The sequence below is a fragment of the Dyella sp. genome, assembly GCF_036568765.1.
Taxonomy (GTDB): Bacteria; Pseudomonadota; Gammaproteobacteria; order Xanthomonadales; family Rhodanobacteraceae; genus GSA-30.
The window spans coordinates 1-16,059 of the sequence record NZ_DATCRY010000326.1; the positions used below are offsets into that span (position 1 = coordinate 1).

General features: G+C 62.5%; 12 protein-coding genes. 6 read left to right on the forward strand and 6 right to left on the reverse strand.

What is annotated here, in order from left to right; genetic code table 11:
* On the forward strand, window positions 1-463 hold a 463-nt coding region (locus tag VIM98_RS20400; protein WP_331994937.1), incomplete at its 5' end, for a ferritin-like domain-containing protein.
* Window positions 464-482: 19 nt separating this feature from the next.
* Here VIM98_RS20400 and VIM98_RS20405 read toward each other — a convergent pair.
* Complete coding sequence (locus VIM98_RS20405; protein WP_331994938.1) at window positions 483-2,117, reverse strand: ABC1 kinase family protein; 1,635 nt, start codon at window positions 2,115-2,117, stop codon at window positions 483-485.
* A gap of 90 nt (window positions 2,118-2,207) precedes the next feature.
* Complete coding sequence (locus VIM98_RS20410) at window positions 2,208-3,266, reverse strand: alpha/beta hydrolase family protein (RefSeq protein ID WP_331994939.1); 1,059 nt, start codon at window positions 3,264-3,266, stop codon at window positions 2,208-2,210.
* 185 nt (window positions 3,267-3,451) lie between these two features.
* On the opposite strand from VIM98_RS20410, the gene VIM98_RS20415 reads away from it, so the two are divergent.
* On the forward strand, window positions 3,452-5,911 hold the full coding sequence (locus VIM98_RS20415) for an isoamylase (protein WP_331994940.1): 2,460 nt from the start codon (window positions 3,452-3,454) through the stop codon (window positions 5,909-5,911).
* Between the two features lie 122 nt (window positions 5,912-6,033).
* On the opposite strand, the gene VIM98_RS20420 is transcribed toward VIM98_RS20415, so the two are convergent.
* From VIM98_RS20420 to VIM98_RS20430, 3 genes are all read right to left on the reverse strand, one after another.
* Window positions 6,034-6,414 (reverse strand): DUF6632 domain-containing protein, encoded by a 381-nt coding sequence (locus tag VIM98_RS20420; protein ID WP_331994941.1) that lies wholly within the window; start codon window positions 6,412-6,414, stop codon window positions 6,034-6,036.
* 88 nt (window positions 6,415-6,502) lie between these two features.
* On the reverse strand, window positions 6,503-7,522 hold the full coding sequence (rtcA, locus tag VIM98_RS20425; RefSeq protein ID WP_331994942.1) for an RNA 3'-terminal phosphate cyclase: 1,020 nt from the start codon (window positions 7,520-7,522) through the stop codon (window positions 6,503-6,505).
* A gap of 69 nt (window positions 7,523-7,591) precedes the next feature.
* Complete coding sequence (locus VIM98_RS20430) at window positions 7,592-8,809, reverse strand: RtcB family protein (RefSeq protein WP_331994943.1); 1,218 nt, start codon at window positions 8,807-8,809, stop codon at window positions 7,592-7,594.
* A gap of 419 nt (window positions 8,810-9,228) precedes the next feature.
* Here VIM98_RS20430 and rtcR point away from each other — a divergent pair, with 419 nt between their 5' ends.
* Window positions 9,229-10,818: an RNA repair transcriptional activator RtcR gene (rtcR, locus tag VIM98_RS20435; RefSeq protein ID WP_331994944.1), complete on the forward strand. Its 1,590-nt coding sequence runs from the start codon at window positions 9,229-9,231 to the stop codon at window positions 10,816-10,818.
* Here rtcR and VIM98_RS20440 read toward each other — a convergent pair.
* Complete coding sequence (locus VIM98_RS20440; protein WP_331994945.1) at window positions 10,815-12,287, reverse strand: PLP-dependent aminotransferase family protein; 1,473 nt, start codon at window positions 12,285-12,287, stop codon at window positions 10,815-10,817. The two genes, rtcR and VIM98_RS20440, sit on opposite strands and share 4 nt — an antisense overlap.
* 119 nt (window positions 12,288-12,406) lie before the next feature.
* Between VIM98_RS20440 and VIM98_RS20445 the strand changes: the two genes are divergently transcribed.
* The 3 genes from VIM98_RS20445 to VIM98_RS20455 all read left to right on the forward strand — a co-directional run bounded on the left by VIM98_RS20445 (window position 12,407) and on the right by VIM98_RS20455 (window position 15,981).
* Entirely contained in the window at window positions 12,407-13,399 is a 993-nt protein-coding gene (locus tag VIM98_RS20445) for a transporter (RefSeq protein WP_331994946.1), read from the forward strand.
* A gap of 86 nt (window positions 13,400-13,485) precedes the next feature.
* Window positions 13,486-14,073, forward strand: coding sequence for a LemA family protein (locus VIM98_RS20450; RefSeq protein WP_331994947.1), 588 nt, complete (start codon window positions 13,486-13,488; stop codon window positions 14,071-14,073).
* 45 nt (window positions 14,074-14,118) lie between these two features.
* Entirely contained in the window at window positions 14,119-15,981 is a 1,863-nt protein-coding gene (locus VIM98_RS20455) for a M48 family metallopeptidase (RefSeq protein ID WP_331994948.1), read from the forward strand.
* Window positions 15,982-16,059 lie beyond the last annotated feature (78 nt).

The following is a 16,059-nucleotide window of genomic DNA, read 5'->3' on the forward strand; positions in this document are numbered from 1 at the left end:
CGCCATGGAGATCCACAGCGAGGAAATGCTCAAGTCGCAAGCGCGCCGTATCGAGCATTACCCGCAACTTCGCGAACGTGTCGAACGCCATCTCGTCGAAACACGCGAACAACAAGCCATGCTCGCGCAATGCCTGAAGCAGCTCGGTGCCGAACCGTCCGCGTTCAAGGAACTGGGTGCGCGTTTCGCTGCATTAGGGCAAGGCCTGTTCCAGGTGACTTCCCCCGATGAAATCGTCAAGGGAGCTATCACCACCAGCGCGTTCGAGCATATGGAAATCACCGTCTATCGCGCGCTGGCCGCTGCGGCGAAAGCGGCGGGCGAGGGCGATGTCGAGCGCATCTGCACGACGATCCTGCCGCAGGAGCAGGCCATGGCCGCTTGGTTGGACGAGCACTTGCCCGAATTGGTCGAGCAATACATGGCGCGTGTGGAGCTTCCCGATGTCTCGGCGAAGCGGTAACGCTTTTTTGCAAAAGCGCTCAATGCACGCCCGCGTCGCTGTCGTCACGTGGCGCTCGATCGCGCCGCATGGAGTTGCCCACCAATACGACGCCGATAAGACCGGCCAGTCCGAACATTGCATAAGCCAGCCATTCATAGCCTGGATGCGTCGAACGGCTGACCAGCGCCCCGGCGATCAACAGCGCGGCAGTGATGACGCCAGCGGCGATACGGTTGGCGATCTTCTGCAGGTTCTCGATCAGGTGCGATTCTTCCAGCCCATCCAGCCGCACCTTAAAACGATTGGCCGCCAGCGTGCGCAGCAGCGTGTCCAGATGTCCCGGCGCCTCCAGTGCCAACCGCTGCGCATCCAGCAGCAATGCCCCGCCCTGCGCCGCCGATAGCGGATGCGATAGCCGGTGCAGCAGGATTCGATCCAGGCGCGCCCGAACCAGCTCACGTACCGGCAGCCGCGGTGCGAGCCGGGCAATCGCCGGCTCCAAATTCAGCAGCGCACGCCCAAGCAGGCTCAGCTCGGCCGGTGGACGCAGGCCGTTGTCCGCGCCGATGACAGTCAAGGCCAACAACAAGCGTCCTTCTTCCAGTGTGCTGCGTTCGCCGGCGGTAGCGTAGCGGGTCACGACGGCCGATACGGCGCGACGGTACGCCACGCGATCCATTTCCGGCAGCGCCGCGCACAGATGCTCGCAGATATCGGCCACGCCCTCGCCATCGCCGTCGGCCGCCGCCAGCATCAGGCGCAGCAAGTCCCGCCGCATGCCAGGCGACAAGCCGGTCACCATGCCGAAGTCGAGCAGTGCCAGTCGGCCGTCCTCCATCAACACCAGATTTCCCGGATGCGGATCGGCGTGTACCAAGCCATGCATGAACACCTGATCTACATAGGCACACAGCAGCTGACTGGCCTGTTGCATATGTTCGGTGCTGGAGCCGGGCAGGGCGCCTTCCGGCGAAAGCTTCTCACCGCGTATGCGCGCCATGGTGAGCACACGCGGCGAGGTGAATTCCATGAACGGCATCGGGATGCATAGCGCGTCGTAGCCACGTAAGTTGGCGGCGAACGTGCGCAGATGATCCGCTTCGGCCATGAAGTCCAGCTCGTTGAGCAGACTGCGGCGCAGTTCGGCGATCCAATGCACGAAACCATAGCGGCGTCCGACTTCGGTATGCCGCTGCGCCGCAACGGCCACGCGTTCCAGTGCATTCAAATCGTTGCGAATGCGCCGGCCGATACCGGGTCGTTGCACCTTGATCACCGCTTCGTCGCCATCGGGCAGCGTCACGGCGTGCACTTGGGCCAGCGAGCCGGCGGCGAGCGGCATGGGATCGAAATGACGGAACAGTTCTTCCGGTGGCGCACCCAGTTCCACGGTCACCATGCGACGCACGGCCTGCAGGCTGATCGGCGTGACGTCGTCCTGGATTCGCGTCAGTTCAGCCAGGTAGTTCGAGTGCACCAGATCCGGTCGTCCGGACAAGGCTTGGCCCAGCTTAATGAAAGCGGGACCCAAGGCCTCCAGATCGTCGACGAAGCGTTGCGGTGTCAATCGCGGCGAAGGCTTGATCGGCCCGGGCACGCCGCGCAGCACACCTGCGCGCCGGTAACGCAGAGCGAACATAGCGATGCGCGAATAACGTCGGAAGCCGCTCATGGTTCATTCCTTCCTCCGAGCGCAGCTTAGTCAGACGTTTGTGCAGCCCTTGTCACCGCGTATGTCTTGTACATGGCTGTAAAGATCGGGTTAATGCCCGGCAGAGCCGACTGCCAACGTCTTGCGAAAGAATGCCAAAGCGTCCGTCTGAATCTGGGCATGTACTTTGACGCGGTCGACGCCTGGCGCATCCGTGCACATCACCGGCAGGCGCTTGGCCATGGCTACCGAGCAAGGCGCCAGGAACACCCAATGGCTGGCGGCCGGGATCTGCTTGATCGTATCGAGCTGGCGAATCGACGGTGCGATATGCAGCGCGTTCTCGCTCGGCCGGGCTACGCGATCGTTCTGGCCGTAGTAGAGAAAAACCGGCCGATCGATCGACGCCACGCCGGCATCGTCGAAGATCAAGCTGAGCGGTGCCATCGCGAATGCCGCCTTGACCCGTGGGTCGGCTGCTTTGCCCCAGCGGTCGAAATCCTGCTGGATCGACTGCATGACCTGCTCGACTGTTTGCCCATGGCTTGCAGCTTCCGCGCGAAACTTGTCCGCACCGGCGCAAAGGTCGTCACTGGGATAGCGTGTGCAATAACTGATAAAACGGCTGAAATTCGGCACTGCACCCACCAGCAGCAGACTGGTGTAGCCGCCGGCGGAGAAGCCGCCTACGCCGATACGTGTCGCATCGATACGGCGACTCCAGGTTTTGTCGGCGAGCAAGTCATTGATGACCGCCTGGACCTGGACGGGTCTTCCGTCGAGCACGGGCGCACGCCCGACACCGCTCTGGTCATGATAATTGTCGCGCGGGTGTTCCAGTGTCGCGACGACGAAACCGTGCGCAGCCAGATACGTCGCAAGATCGTGCAGGTCGAATGCGGAGCCGCCGTTGCCGTGCGACAACACCACCAAAGGTCTCACTCCGGCGAGCGGCGCGGCGTCGGTAACCGCGGCGACATCGTAGCCCTCGATTGCGGTGGAGCCTTTGTTCGTTGACGGATAGAACACATAGCCAGGCATATCCGCGCCGCCGACGGGATCGCGCACCTTAATGGCATGCATTCCTACGCCATTCGTCGTTTCGGCTGTCGCCGACGAAAACATCAGGGCAAGCCACAACAGCCACGCAAACCGCACGATCGACCGCATGTCTCCTTCCCCTCGCATGAACTAACGAAGGTTAGTCTAAACCGTTTCGCGAGCACGTCACGACTGCGCAACGCGTCGCAATGAATACGTATGCAGCGGCTGGTTGCTGCACTGCGATGCTTTCTACTATCCGCCCACTGCACGCAAGTCCGGCAGTCACGTTCGATGGCGCGCGGTGGAGCGCCATGACATCGGCATGCAAAGACAAGGCGCGACGGCCGGCCCGTCGCGTCGCGGACTCGCTCGGCAGTTTCATGGTCAACGACACGTTGGCCCAGCCCGATCCTCAACGACGCAGGATGGAGGTAGACCGCATGAACGGTTCGAAGATGTTCGCCGCACTGGCGCTATGCGCCGGCCTTGCTATCGTGCCCGCGATGAGCGCGCACGCGGCAATCAACAGCATGTCGCTCGGTGCCAGTTACGACGCGCAGAAGGCCAATATAACCTTCCGTGTGTACTCGGCTCACGCCACGCGCATTGCCGTGTATCTCTACGGCAGCGGGTACGGTGCACAGGAATCCACCAGCTATGTGCTCAGTTCCGTAGGCAATGGAGTCTGGGCAGTGACCGTGCCGGTGTCGGCGATCCAGTCGGCTGGCATCAGCGGCACAGTCTACTACGGCTATCGTGCGTGGGGTCCGAATTGGCCGTATAGCAGCAGTTGGACCAAGGGCAGCACGGCAGGCTTCGTCAGCGACGTGGACAGCAGTGGCAACCGCTTCAACCCGAACAAGCTGCTGCTCGATCCTTATGCGCTGGAGATGAGTCAGGACCCGCTCAACCCGTCCAATCAGAACGGCAATGTCTTTGCCTCGGGCGCGACGAATCGCGCCACCGACAGCGGCATCTACGCGCCCAAGGGCGTCGTGCTGTCGCAGGCAGCCCAGAGTACCGGTACCAAGCCGACGCGGGCGCAGAAAGACGACGTGATCTACGAGGTCAATGTGCGCGGTTTTACCGAGCAGGACAGCAGCGTTCCTGCGGCCTATCGTGGCACCTACAAGGGCGCGGGCATGAAGGCCAGCTACCTGGCCAGTCTGGGTGTCACCGCGGTGGAGTTCCTGCCAGTACAGGAAACGCAAAACGATGCTAACGATGTCGTGCCCAACTCGGACGCCAACCAGAACTACTGGGGCTACATGACCGAGGATTACTTCGCACCGGATCGGCGTTATTCGTCGAACAAGGCGGCCGGTGGGCCGACGGCGGAGTTCCAGGCGATGGTGCAGGCGTTCCACGCCGCCGGTATCAAGGTCTATCTCGATGTGGTCTACAACCATACCGGCGAAGGCGGCACTTGGACAGGCACCGATCCGACCACCGCGACGATCTATTCCTGGCGCGGTCTGGATAATTCGACTTACTACGAGCTTTCGGGCAACAACCAGTTCTATTACGACAACACCGGTGTGGGCGGTAACTACAACACATACAACACCGTGGCGCAGAATCTGATCGTCGATTCGCTCGCCTACTGGTCCAACACCATGGGTGTGGACGGCTTCCGTTTCGATCTGGCTTCGGTACTCGGCAATAGCTGCCTGAGCGATACCTTCCAATCTGCCGCGCCCAACTGTCCGAACGGCGGCTTCAATTTCGACGCGGCCGACTCGAACGTGGCGATCAATCGTATCCTGCGGGAGTTCACCGTGCGTCCTGCCGCTGGCGGCAGCGGCCTGGATCTGTTCGCCGAACCCTGGGCGATCAACGGCAATTCGTACCAGCTTGGCGGCTTTCCAAAAGGGTGGTCGGAATGGAACGGCGCGTATCGCGACACCTTGCGCCAGGCGCAAAACGAGCTGGGCAACATGACCATCTCGATCGGCCAGGACGCGAACGACTTCTCCGGCTCGGCCAATCTCTATCAGGCGGGCGGCCGCTCGCCGTGGAACTCGGTGAACTTCATCGACGTCCACGATGGCATGACGCTCAATGACGTTTATGCCTGTAACGGTCCGAGCAACAATCAGGCTTGGCCGTACGGTCCATCCGATGGCGGTACATCGAGCAACTACAGTTGGGACCAGGGCATGTCTGCGGGCACCGGCACGGCGTTGGATCAACGTCGCGCTGCGCGCACCGGGCTGGCGTTCGTGATGCTTTCGGCCGGCACGCCCTTGATGCAGGGCGGCGATGAGTATCTACGCTCGCTTCGTTGCAATAACAACGCCTATAACCTCGACTCCAGCGCGAACTGGTTGAACTACAGCTGGACCACGGACCAGACCAACTTCAATACCTACGCCAAGCGCCTGATCGCCTTCCGCAAGGCGCATCCATCGTTGCGTCCGGCTACCTGGTATACCGGCAGTCAGGTCGTGTGGTATCAGCCCAGCGGCGCGGTCGCGACCACGGCGTACTGGAACAACACCAGCAACTATGCCATTGCCTATACAGTCAACGGCTCTTCGTTCGGCGATAGCAACTCCATGTACATCGCCTACAACGGCTGGTCGGGCCAGGTGACTTTCACCCTGCCGGCTCCGCCCACGGGCACGCAATGGTATCGCGTGACCGATACCTGCAATTGGAACGATGGAGCCAATACGTTCGTCGCGCCGGGTAGTGAAACCTTGATCGGCGGAACGGGAGCGACGTACAACCAATGTGGGCAGTCGTTGTTGTTGCTGATATCCAAGTAAGCGAGTTCGTGGCAAGGGTTCACTCCCTTCCAGCCTTCCCCGCAAGCAGGCGGGAAGAGCAGAAAAAAGCTTTGCTCCCTCCCCTGCTTGCAGGGGAGGGTCGGGGAGGGGTGAGCCTTGCCTCAGTTCTTTCCAACCCGCCGGGGCGTCAACCACGCCAACACCGCCGCAATCAAAAACAACGCGGGCACATCGCCCAGCAAATGCCCGGTGTGCCCGGGATGCGCCACCGATTGCCAGGCCATGATGACGCCGTGCACAACGCTCGACCACACGGCGAACCAGATCAGGCTCAGGTGCTCCAGGGGCGAGCGCGATGCCAGCAGCAGGAACACGCCGAGCGTCGCATAGATGCCGACGATCATCAGCGGATAATCCGAATAGCCCTCGTGCCAGGCCCAGCCCGCCGGCCAAAGCAGCATTAGCGGGTACAAGCAAAAGCACAGTACTCCGGCCACGATCAGGGCCATGCGCAAGTAGCTCAGACGCTGTTGTTCGAGCATCACGTGTCTCCCGTACGGCCGCGACATACGCGGTTTACGGTCGGGATATTCATGCCGCCAAGCAACGCTTGCCTATCGGCCATTCGCGCTAGGACTCGACGACGACGCGCCAGACGTGTTCGCTTTGCTGCTGCCAGCGGATGTCCACGGGCAGGAATTTCTCGATCAGGCGGGCGTTGCTTTGCAGATGATCGCTTAGCCGATGCGTGGTGAACTCGCCGCCGCCAGCGAGCGCCATCGGCAACACGAGTTGGTCGGCCAGATGCTCGCAAGCATACGCCGTGGAGGCGAGATAAGCCTTCACTTCGTGCGCCAGCTTCAACGCGACCTGCTCCGCTTGCACGCCGCGCTGGCCATAGGCGGTAAAAGTGGCCACATGTCCCGCATGTCCAATCTTGACCAATAACGCATTACCGGGCCCGACCGGCGGTTTGATGCTTCGCAGATGCAGCGCGTCGGCATCGAGTCCGAGTTCCTTGCCGAGCACACGCAACTCGCGATGGCCGATCTGCGAATCCAGCGCGGAAAGCATGGCGAAGGCCTCGATGGAGCTCGTGTCGCCACGCGCGTGCAGCGCAAGGCGCCGCAGTGCGGAAGCCGGTTGCACGCTCGCATGCAACGATCCGCCTCCGGCCGGATAAAAACCATGCTTGAGCAGCTCGACGCTCGCACCGACACCCATCGCTTGCAGGGCAGGCAGGTACGTGTCGGCGATAAAGTCCGCGCACGGCGCCATCGGATTATGCGTGCCGCCTTCGATCCACAGCCGCGACGGTGCGTCGGCCTGCCATAGCGCGGGCCATACCGTTTGCAACACCAAGGTGGTGGAACCGGCGCTGCTCGTGGAAAAACGATAGTCACCGGCTGTTACCGGGCCGGGAACGAAGCGCAGGCGCATCGATCCCAGCTCGGCACCGGTAACGTCGGCCTGGCCGATCTCCGCTGCGGCGCGTACGGCCGTCAGGTGCTGGCGCATCAAGCCAGGGCGCGACCGGCGCGCGCGAATCCGCTCCATCGTGAAGCCGATGCCGGTGCAAAGACTCAGGCTGAGTGCCGTCCGCAGCAATTGACCGCCGCCTGCCTCGCCGTCGAGTTCGATCATCTCCATAAACATTCCGTCATGATGCCGGGAGGGCATTTGTCCGCCCGGCGTTGTTTCCGTTGCGCTGTGCGTGGATCAGCCCTTCACGCACACCACTTGCCGCAGTGTATGTACGATCTCGACCAGATCGTTTTGCGCCGCCATGACCGCCTCGATCGGCTTGTAGGCCGCGGGCGATTCGTCGACCACCTCCGCGTCCTTGCGGCATTCGACGTGGGCGGTCGCCTTGACGTGATCGGCCACACTGATGCGCCTGCGCGCCTCGGTACGGCTCATCACACGGCCAGCGCCGTGGCTGCAGCTGTGGAAGCTGTCGGCATTGCCCAGGCCGCGCACGATAAAGCTTTTCGCGCCCATGCTGCCTGGGATGATGCCCATTTCGCCCTTACGCGCGCTTACCGCGCCCTTACGCGTCACCAGTACGTCCTTGCCGAAGTGGTGCTCGCGGCTGACGTAATTGTGGTGGCAATTGACCGCTTCGGCTTGCGCCTCGAACGGCTTGGTAATCACCTTGCGCACCGCATCGACCACGTTCTGCATCATGATGTGGCGATTCGTCCGCGCATAACGCTGGGCCCAATCCACGGCGAAGACGTAGTCGGCGTAGTGGTCGCTGCCCTCGGGTAGGTAGGCCAGGTCCTGGTCCGGCAGGTCGATCATCCAGCGACGCATATCCTGCTTGGCCAGTTCGATGAAGTGCGTGCCGATGGCGTTGCCTACGCCACGCGACCCCGAGTGCAGCATGAACCACACGCGGTTCTCCTCGTCCAGGCAGACCTCCACGAAGTGATTGCCCGTACCGAGCGTACCGAGATGGTTGAGGTTGTTGGTGCGACCGAGCCTGGGGTGGCGCACGACGATCTGCGCGAAATCGTCCGCGAGTGTCGTCCACCCGGCGACGGTTGTCGCTGGCGGATTGGCCCAGGCGCCCTTGTCGCGCGGTCCCACCGTACGACCGTGCGGAACGGCCTTCTCGATCGCGCTACGCACCTCGCCCAGGTGATCCGGCAGGTCGTCGCCGGTCAACGTGGTCCGTGCCGCGATCATGCCGCAACCGATATCCACGCCGACCGCAGCCGGCACGATGGCGCCGAGCGTCGGCACCACCGAACCCACCGTCGCGCCCTTGCCCAAGTGCACATCCGGCATCACGGCGATCCAGCGATGAACGAAAGGCAGGCGCGCGATATTGACCAATTGCTGGCGCGCTTCGTCTTCCAGCGGCACGCCGCGCGTCCATAGCTTGATCGGCACGGCGCCGGGTTCGTTGATCACGTCATAGTTGGTGCTCATGGTCTTTGACTCGATAGATCGTTAAATGACGCGGCAACGCGCGACGGGGTAAACCCAGTATCGGCGACAGTGGCTGGCGCCGTTCCAGGTGCTTATCGCGCGTTGCCGCGTTTCTGTATCCGGCAAGCCTCATTGCTTGCCAGTCCTCCGTTGCGAAAGAGACTCCTGTCTCCCTGCAATCGGTCACGCCGGCCCTCCGGCATGATCGCCGCGGCAACTCCTGTGCCGCCCTGTCCGAAGCGCAACCGTGGCGATTCGCTTGGGATCCTTGACGGACACAGGGCAAGCGGCGTGCCAACGCCACGCTTGTCTTTTATCTGACTGATTAAAAAGAATAAAAATTCGAGGTTGGTTTTTGACCCACCTCCTGATATCAAAAATATCTATACTTTTAGATAGCTATTTATCTAAAAACATCTATGAGAAAGCAGGTAGTCATTGGCATGCTGGGCACTCAACTCGACGCCGGGACCGGGTCGGTGCGCTGGGAGCGCTGGCGTCCCACAGTGTCGCTGGGCATGCATGAGGATTTCCTGCTCGACCGGCTCGAGCTGCTGCTCGACGAGCGTCGCTACGCCAAGCTGGCCAGGGTCGTCTGCGACGACATCGCACAGGTTTCGCCCGAGACGGAGATTCGCCGGCACGACATGTACCTGGCCGACCCCTGGGATTTCGAAGGTGTCTACGCGACGCTGCACGATTTTCTGCGTGCCTATGCGTTCCGGCCGGATGAAGAGGACTACTACGTCCATATCACCACCGGGACGCATGTAGCGCAGATCTGCTGGTTCCTGCTCACCGAGAGTCGGATCTTTCCAGGCCGCCTGCTGCAGACCTCGCCACCGCGCAAGCAGGATGGCGGCGAAGCCGGAAGCCTTGCCGTCATCGACCTGGATCTGTCTCGCTACGACCGCATCGCGCAACGCTTCGAACGGCAGCAACTGGAAGATCGGGATCTGCTCAAGAGCGGTATCGCTACGCGCAATGTGGCGTTCAACCGGATGATCGAGCAGATCGAGATCGTCGCGACACGCTCGCGTGCGCCCATGTTGCTGATGGGGCCTACGGGGGCAGGCAAGAGCCAGCTCGCCCGGCGCGTGTTCGAGCTCAAGAAACTCAAGCACCAGTTGCCTGGCCGCTTCGTCGAGATCAACTGCGCGACCCTGCGCGGCGATGGGGCGATGAGCACCTTGTTCGGCCATACGCGTGGCGCCTATACCGGTGCCACCAGCGACCGTGCGGGATTGCTGCGCTCGGCCCATCAGGGTTTGTTGTTTCTCGACGAGATCGGCGAACTGGGCACGGACGAACAAGCCATGCTGCTGCGGGCGCTGGAAGAGAAGCGCTTTCTTCCCGTCGGCGGCGACAAAGAAGTCGAAAGCGATTTCCAGCTGATCGCAGGGACCAATCGCGACCTGCAGGCCGCCGTGGCGGCAGGGCGTTTCCGTGAGGACCTGTTGGCGCGCTTGAATCTCTGGACGTATCGCCTGCCCGGCTTGGCTGAGCGTCGTGAAGATATCGAGCCGAACCTGGATTTCGAGCTGGAGCGCTGGTCGCGCGAACAGCATCGGCGCGTGGCTTTCAATCGCGAGGCCCGGGCGCGCTTCCTGGCGTTCGCCACTGGCCCGCAGGCGCGTTGGACGGGCAATTTCCGCGACCTCGGCGCATCGGTCATGCGCATGGCTACCCTGGCCAATGCAGGGCGTATCCAGGTGGAGCTGGTCGAAGAGGAACTGGCCAGGCTGACCGCGCAATGGCGCGCGCCGCCATCGCCCTCACCGCTCGATGCTCTACTGGGCGACAAAGTCGCCGAGCTGGACCGTTTCGATCGCGTGCAGCTGGAAGATGTGGTTCGTGTCTGCGCAAGGTCGAAATCGCTCTCACAGGCCGGGCGCGAACTGTTTGCGGCATCGCGTCAGCAGCGCGCGAGCACCAACGATGCCGATCGCTTGCGCAAGTATCTCGCGCGTTTCGGCCTGGATTGGGAGCAAGTGAAGGACGCCGATTAGATGCAATCTTTGAGCTTGCGCACCGCCTCGCGGATGTCGCGCACGCTGGCGCCGCCATAGCCGAAGATCAGTCCGCCGCGTTCGGGTGGCTCGGCGTAGCACATGGACAAGGGGCGCACCGACACGCCGACCTTAGCCGCGGCACGGGAAATCGCCACGTCGTCGATGCCGGGCGGGAGCAGTGCCACCAGTTGCATGCCGGCTTCGGCACCGATCACGCCCAGGCGGTCGGCCAGATGCGCGTCGATCGCTTCCAGCAACGCCGTGCGTCGCTCCATGTAAATACTGCGCATGCGCCGGATATGCCGGGCGAAGTGGCCTTCACGGATAAAGTCGTTCATCACCAGCTGGTACAGCGTGGACGAGAACGTATCCATTGCATTGCGCACGCTCTCGAAGGCCGGCATGGCGTCGTGTGGCACCACGATGTAACCCAGCCGCAGCGCCGGGAACACCACCTTGCTGAAGGTGCCGACATAGATGACGCGCGCGTCGCTATCCAGTCCTTGCAGCGAGGCGATCGGCCGGCCGGCCAGGCGGTACTCGCTGTCGTAGTCGTCTTCGATGATCCAGGCGCCGCTGCGCGCAGCCCAGTTGAGCAGCTGGATACGTCGAGTCGCGCTCATCGTCACGCCGAGCGGAAACTGGTGCGAGGGGGAGATATACGCCGCGCGCGCCTGGCGGCTGCGGCGGATGCCCTCGGCGACTACCAGGCCTTCCTCGTCCACCGGTACCGGCACGATATGCGCCCCGGCTACCTGCAAGGCCTGGCGTGCGCCGGGATAACCCGGTTCCTCCATCCATACGCGCATGCCGGGCTCCAGCAGGGCGAGCGCGCAAATGAGCAGGCCTTGCTGCGATCCGGTGGTAACCAGAATCTGCGAAGCGTCGCAGCGCACGCCGCGCACCGTGGCAAGGTAGTGCGCGATGGCTTCGCGAAACGGGCCATGACCGACGGGATCGTCATAGGTCATCTGGTTCGAAGGCATCTGACGTACATGTCGATTTACCAGCTTCGCCCAGATTTCGCGCGGAAAATGGTCGAGGGCGGGCAGGCCGACGCGGAATGCGCCCTGGTTGGCCAGCCAGGGCGGGGGCGGTTCCTGCATATCGAGCGCGACGCGCGAGAAACGCCGCGGCACAGAGGGCGCCTCGGTTGGCTTGGGCGGGGTCGCCGCGGGTGCAGTCGCCGTACCGCCACGGATCGATTGCGCTACGCAGGTGCCGGCACCTACAAAGGTCTCCAGGTAGCCTTCTGCAAACAGCTGTTCGTAGGCGCTCAGTACTGGCAGACGCGAAATCTTCAGCTCCTTGGCCAAGGCGCGCGTGGATGGCACGCGTTGGCCTGGCTGCAGCCGGCCATCGATGATCGCGCGGCGAAACCAGTCGGAAAGTTGCCGGTGCAGCGGCAGGTCGCCGTGCCGGTCCAGTGCGATCGGTGGTAGAAAACCGGCAGTAACCCGCGTCATGCCCTTCGCTCTCCCCAAAAGAAGTGGCCATGCCGGATGCTAGCAAAGTGGCTATATCGATAGACCACCGGCTCACCTAGCTTTTCGCCACCCCCGCATCTATCAGGATCCACCGGTCCATGGCTTGGCGTTCGCTTCAGTTCGCTTGTTTAGTGGTTTGTCTGGGCGCCGTGGCTACGGCCGCCGCGCAATCGGTCGATGTTCCCGCGGCCGAGTCGCTGCCATCGCCGGCCGTACGGCAGGAAATGGCCGATGCCTGGTGGACCGGCCCCATGCTGGCCAATTCGGCTGCCACGCTGCCCCGTGGGCACTGGCTGATCGAGCCCTATGTCTATGACATTCACTCGGATCGCTCCGACAGCTACGGTTCGCGCGCATACGTGCTGTATGGCCTGACCGATCGCCTGACTGTCGGCATGATTCCGATCGTGGGCTACAACACCGCCGATGGCGGTCCGAGCAGCTCGCGTGTATTGCTCGGCGATTTCAGTGTTCAGGCGCAATACGGGCTGACTCAGTTTCAGCCGGGCAGTTGGGTACCGACAACGGCGATCCAGATCCAGGAGACCTTGCCCACCGGCCGCTACGATCATCTGCACGACAACCCCGGCAATGCGCTGGGCAGCGGGGCCTACGCCACCACCGTGCAATTCAACGCGCAGACGTACTACTGGATGCCGAACGGGCGCATCTTGCGCATGCGCCTGAATGTTGCCCAGACCTGGGCGCGCAGCACGCGCGTGCATGGCGTGAGCGTCTACGGCACCGGCGAGGATTTCAATGGCAATGCCCAGCCAGGCAATACGTTCTACGTGGGCCTGGGCTGGGAATACAGCGTGTCGCGCCGTTGGGTACTGGCGCTCGACGCCACTTATACGCGCAATCGCAGCACTCGCGTTGCCGGGCAGGACATAGTGACGATCGACGGCCTGCCGGAGGTCATGCCCTACCGCTCGCGTTCCGGCTCGAACATCGCCTATGGCCTGGCGCCGGCCATCGAATACAACTGGTCATCGAACATGGGCGTACTGCTGGGCACCCGCGTGATCTTCGGCGGGCATCGCACGACGACCACGATCACCCCAGCGGTAGCGTTGAACATGGTGTTCTAGGGCGCCACGCCTGGAGCGCGATAGCCTGCGAAATCGCATGCTATCCTCCGATGCATCCGGTGCGACGGGGCGCCGTTGGGGGGCTTATGGGATTGATTATTTTTCTGGTCATCATCGTCGCGATCGTGTTTTACGTCGTGTCGCTCTACAACGGCCTGGTGTCCGCGCGAAACAGCTACAAGAACGCATTTGCACAGATCGATGTACAGCTCACGCGCCGGCATGATCTGATCCCCAATCTGGTGGAAACGGCCAAGGGCTATCTGGCGCACGAGCGTGAAACGCTGGAATCGGTGATCCGGGCGCGCAATGCGGCGGTGACGGGTTTGTCCGGTGCCAAGGCCAATCCCGGCGATGCGGCGGCGATGCAGCAATTGTCCGATAGCGAGAACACGCTGACGCAAAGCCTGGGTCGCCTGTTTGCCCTGAGCGAATCGTATCCGGACCTGAAGGCCAACCAGACGATGATGCAGCTTTCCGAGGAACTGACCTCCACGGAAAACCGCGTCGCCTTTGCGCGTCAGGCCTATAACGACGCCGTCATGACGTACAACAACCGGCGCGAAGTATTTCCCGGTTCTTTTGTCGCCAATAGCTTCAGCTTCCAGCCGGCCGAGCCGCTGGCGCTGGAAAACCCGGCCGCCCGCGAAGCGCCGAAGGTTTCTTTCAGCTAATCGCGTCACGGCCGCCGACCTCCGGCGGCCTGCGTGGGGGAACGCATGGATTTCTTCGCTCAGCAGGCGCGTGTGCGCGGCAGTAGCCGGCGCATGGTGGTGTTGTTCGCCCTAGCCGTATTGGCGACGGTGGCTGCGGTCGATGCCCTGGTGTGGCTGTGTATGGGCGAGCGTGGCCTCATGCATGCCGGATGGAGTAATTATCGCCTGATCGGCGTGACCTCGATGGCCGTGTTGTTGTTGATCGGCGGCTGCGCGCTCTATCGCATCGCTACCTTGTCCGGCGGTGGCAAGACGGTCGCCGAAGGCATGGGCGCGGTACCGGTGCCTCCGGATACGCAGACGCTGCAGTTGCGATTGTTGCGCAACGTGATCGAGGAGGTTGCGATTGCGTCCGGCCTGCCGGTGCCGGATATCTACCTGCTGCCAGAAGAGCCTGGCATCAATGCGTTTGCCGCGGGCTATTCGGCGTCCGATGCGGCCATCTGCGTTACGCAAGGCTGCCTGGATCACCTGAGTCGCGACGAATTGCAGGGCGTGATCGCGCATGAGTTCAGCCATATCCTCAATGGCGACATGCGATTGAATATCCGCCTGATCGGCCTGCTGTTCGGCATCATGGCGCTGGCGGTCATCGGCCGCCAGTTGATCAATATCGGCAACCTGCGCATCGGCCGGCGTGGCTCGAACGACGGCCGCGCCTGGATGCTTGGCCTGGCGCTGCTTGCGATCGGCTATATCGGGTACTTCTTCGGGCGACTGATCCAGTCGGCGGTCGCGCGTTCGCGCGAATCGCTGGCCGATGCTTCAGCGGTGCAGTTCACGCGGCAAACGCGCGGTATTGCCGGAGCCCTCAAGAAGATCGCCGCGCTTGGCGATGGCTCGCGGCTACAAGCGGCCAATCGACACGAGGTCGCACACATGTTGTTCGGCGATGCCGATGCCCCGAGTTGGCTGGGCGGCCTATACGCGACGCACCCGCCATTGCTCGAACGCATCCGCGAACTCGATCCAGTATTTCGTGAAAAAGATCTGGAGAAAATCTTCCAGGCGATGCAGGGAGTCGATGCAGCAAGGGAGGCGGCGGCTGAAGTCAAAACCAGGCCCGAGCTCGATCCGTTGCCGTTCGTGTTCAGTGCGGCGGCAGCAGCATCGGCGCCGGCGAGCATGCCCATTTCCCCGTCCGCTGCGCTGGTGCAGGCGACGCATCAGCCCGAAACGGCGCTGGCCTTGCTGTTTGCCCTATTGATGTCGCCGGTACCGGCTGCCGCACAGGCGCAGCAGCGCCGTATCGCCGATGCGCTCGGTGACGATGTGCGTTACGCTGCCATCGCGCTGGTCGACGACGCACGGCGGTTGGCGCCCGGTCAGCCGATGACGCTGCTGTCGCTCGCGTTCCCCGCACTCAAGCAATTGCCAGCCGGTCGCTTGCAAACGGTGCTCGATACCCTGCAAGGCGTAACGCAAGCCGGCGGTGAGCTCGATCTCGATCGCTATTGCCTGGCACGCCTGCTGCTCATGCAATTATCCGAAGCCGTGCATCCGCGTAGCGCACCCATCGATGGCAAGAAGAAGCTGCCAGCTTGCACGGCAAGCGTCGCGCTGACGCTTGCCGTGGTCGCTCTCCATGGCGGCGCCAACGAGCAGGCGGCAAAACATGCTTGGTTGCTGGGTATGGCCGAAGCCTTTCCGGGCTCGTCGCTGCTCTGGCGTCCCTTATCCGCAGCCTGGCAGTCAGAGCTGGATCGGGCGCTGGACGATCTGGATGGCTTGTTGCCGCCGGCCAAGGAGATCTTCATTCAGAGCCTGTTGAAAACCATTCGTGCGGACGGCGAACTGATCGATGCGGAAATGGCGCTGCTGCGGGTGATTTGCGCGAGCCTGCATTGCGCGGTGCCGGTGCAGTGAGATTCGTGTAGCGAGGTTGTCGCAAGCGTTCGCCTCTTGCCGAATGCATCGGGTAGGCGCGGTATCTCAGCTGGATAA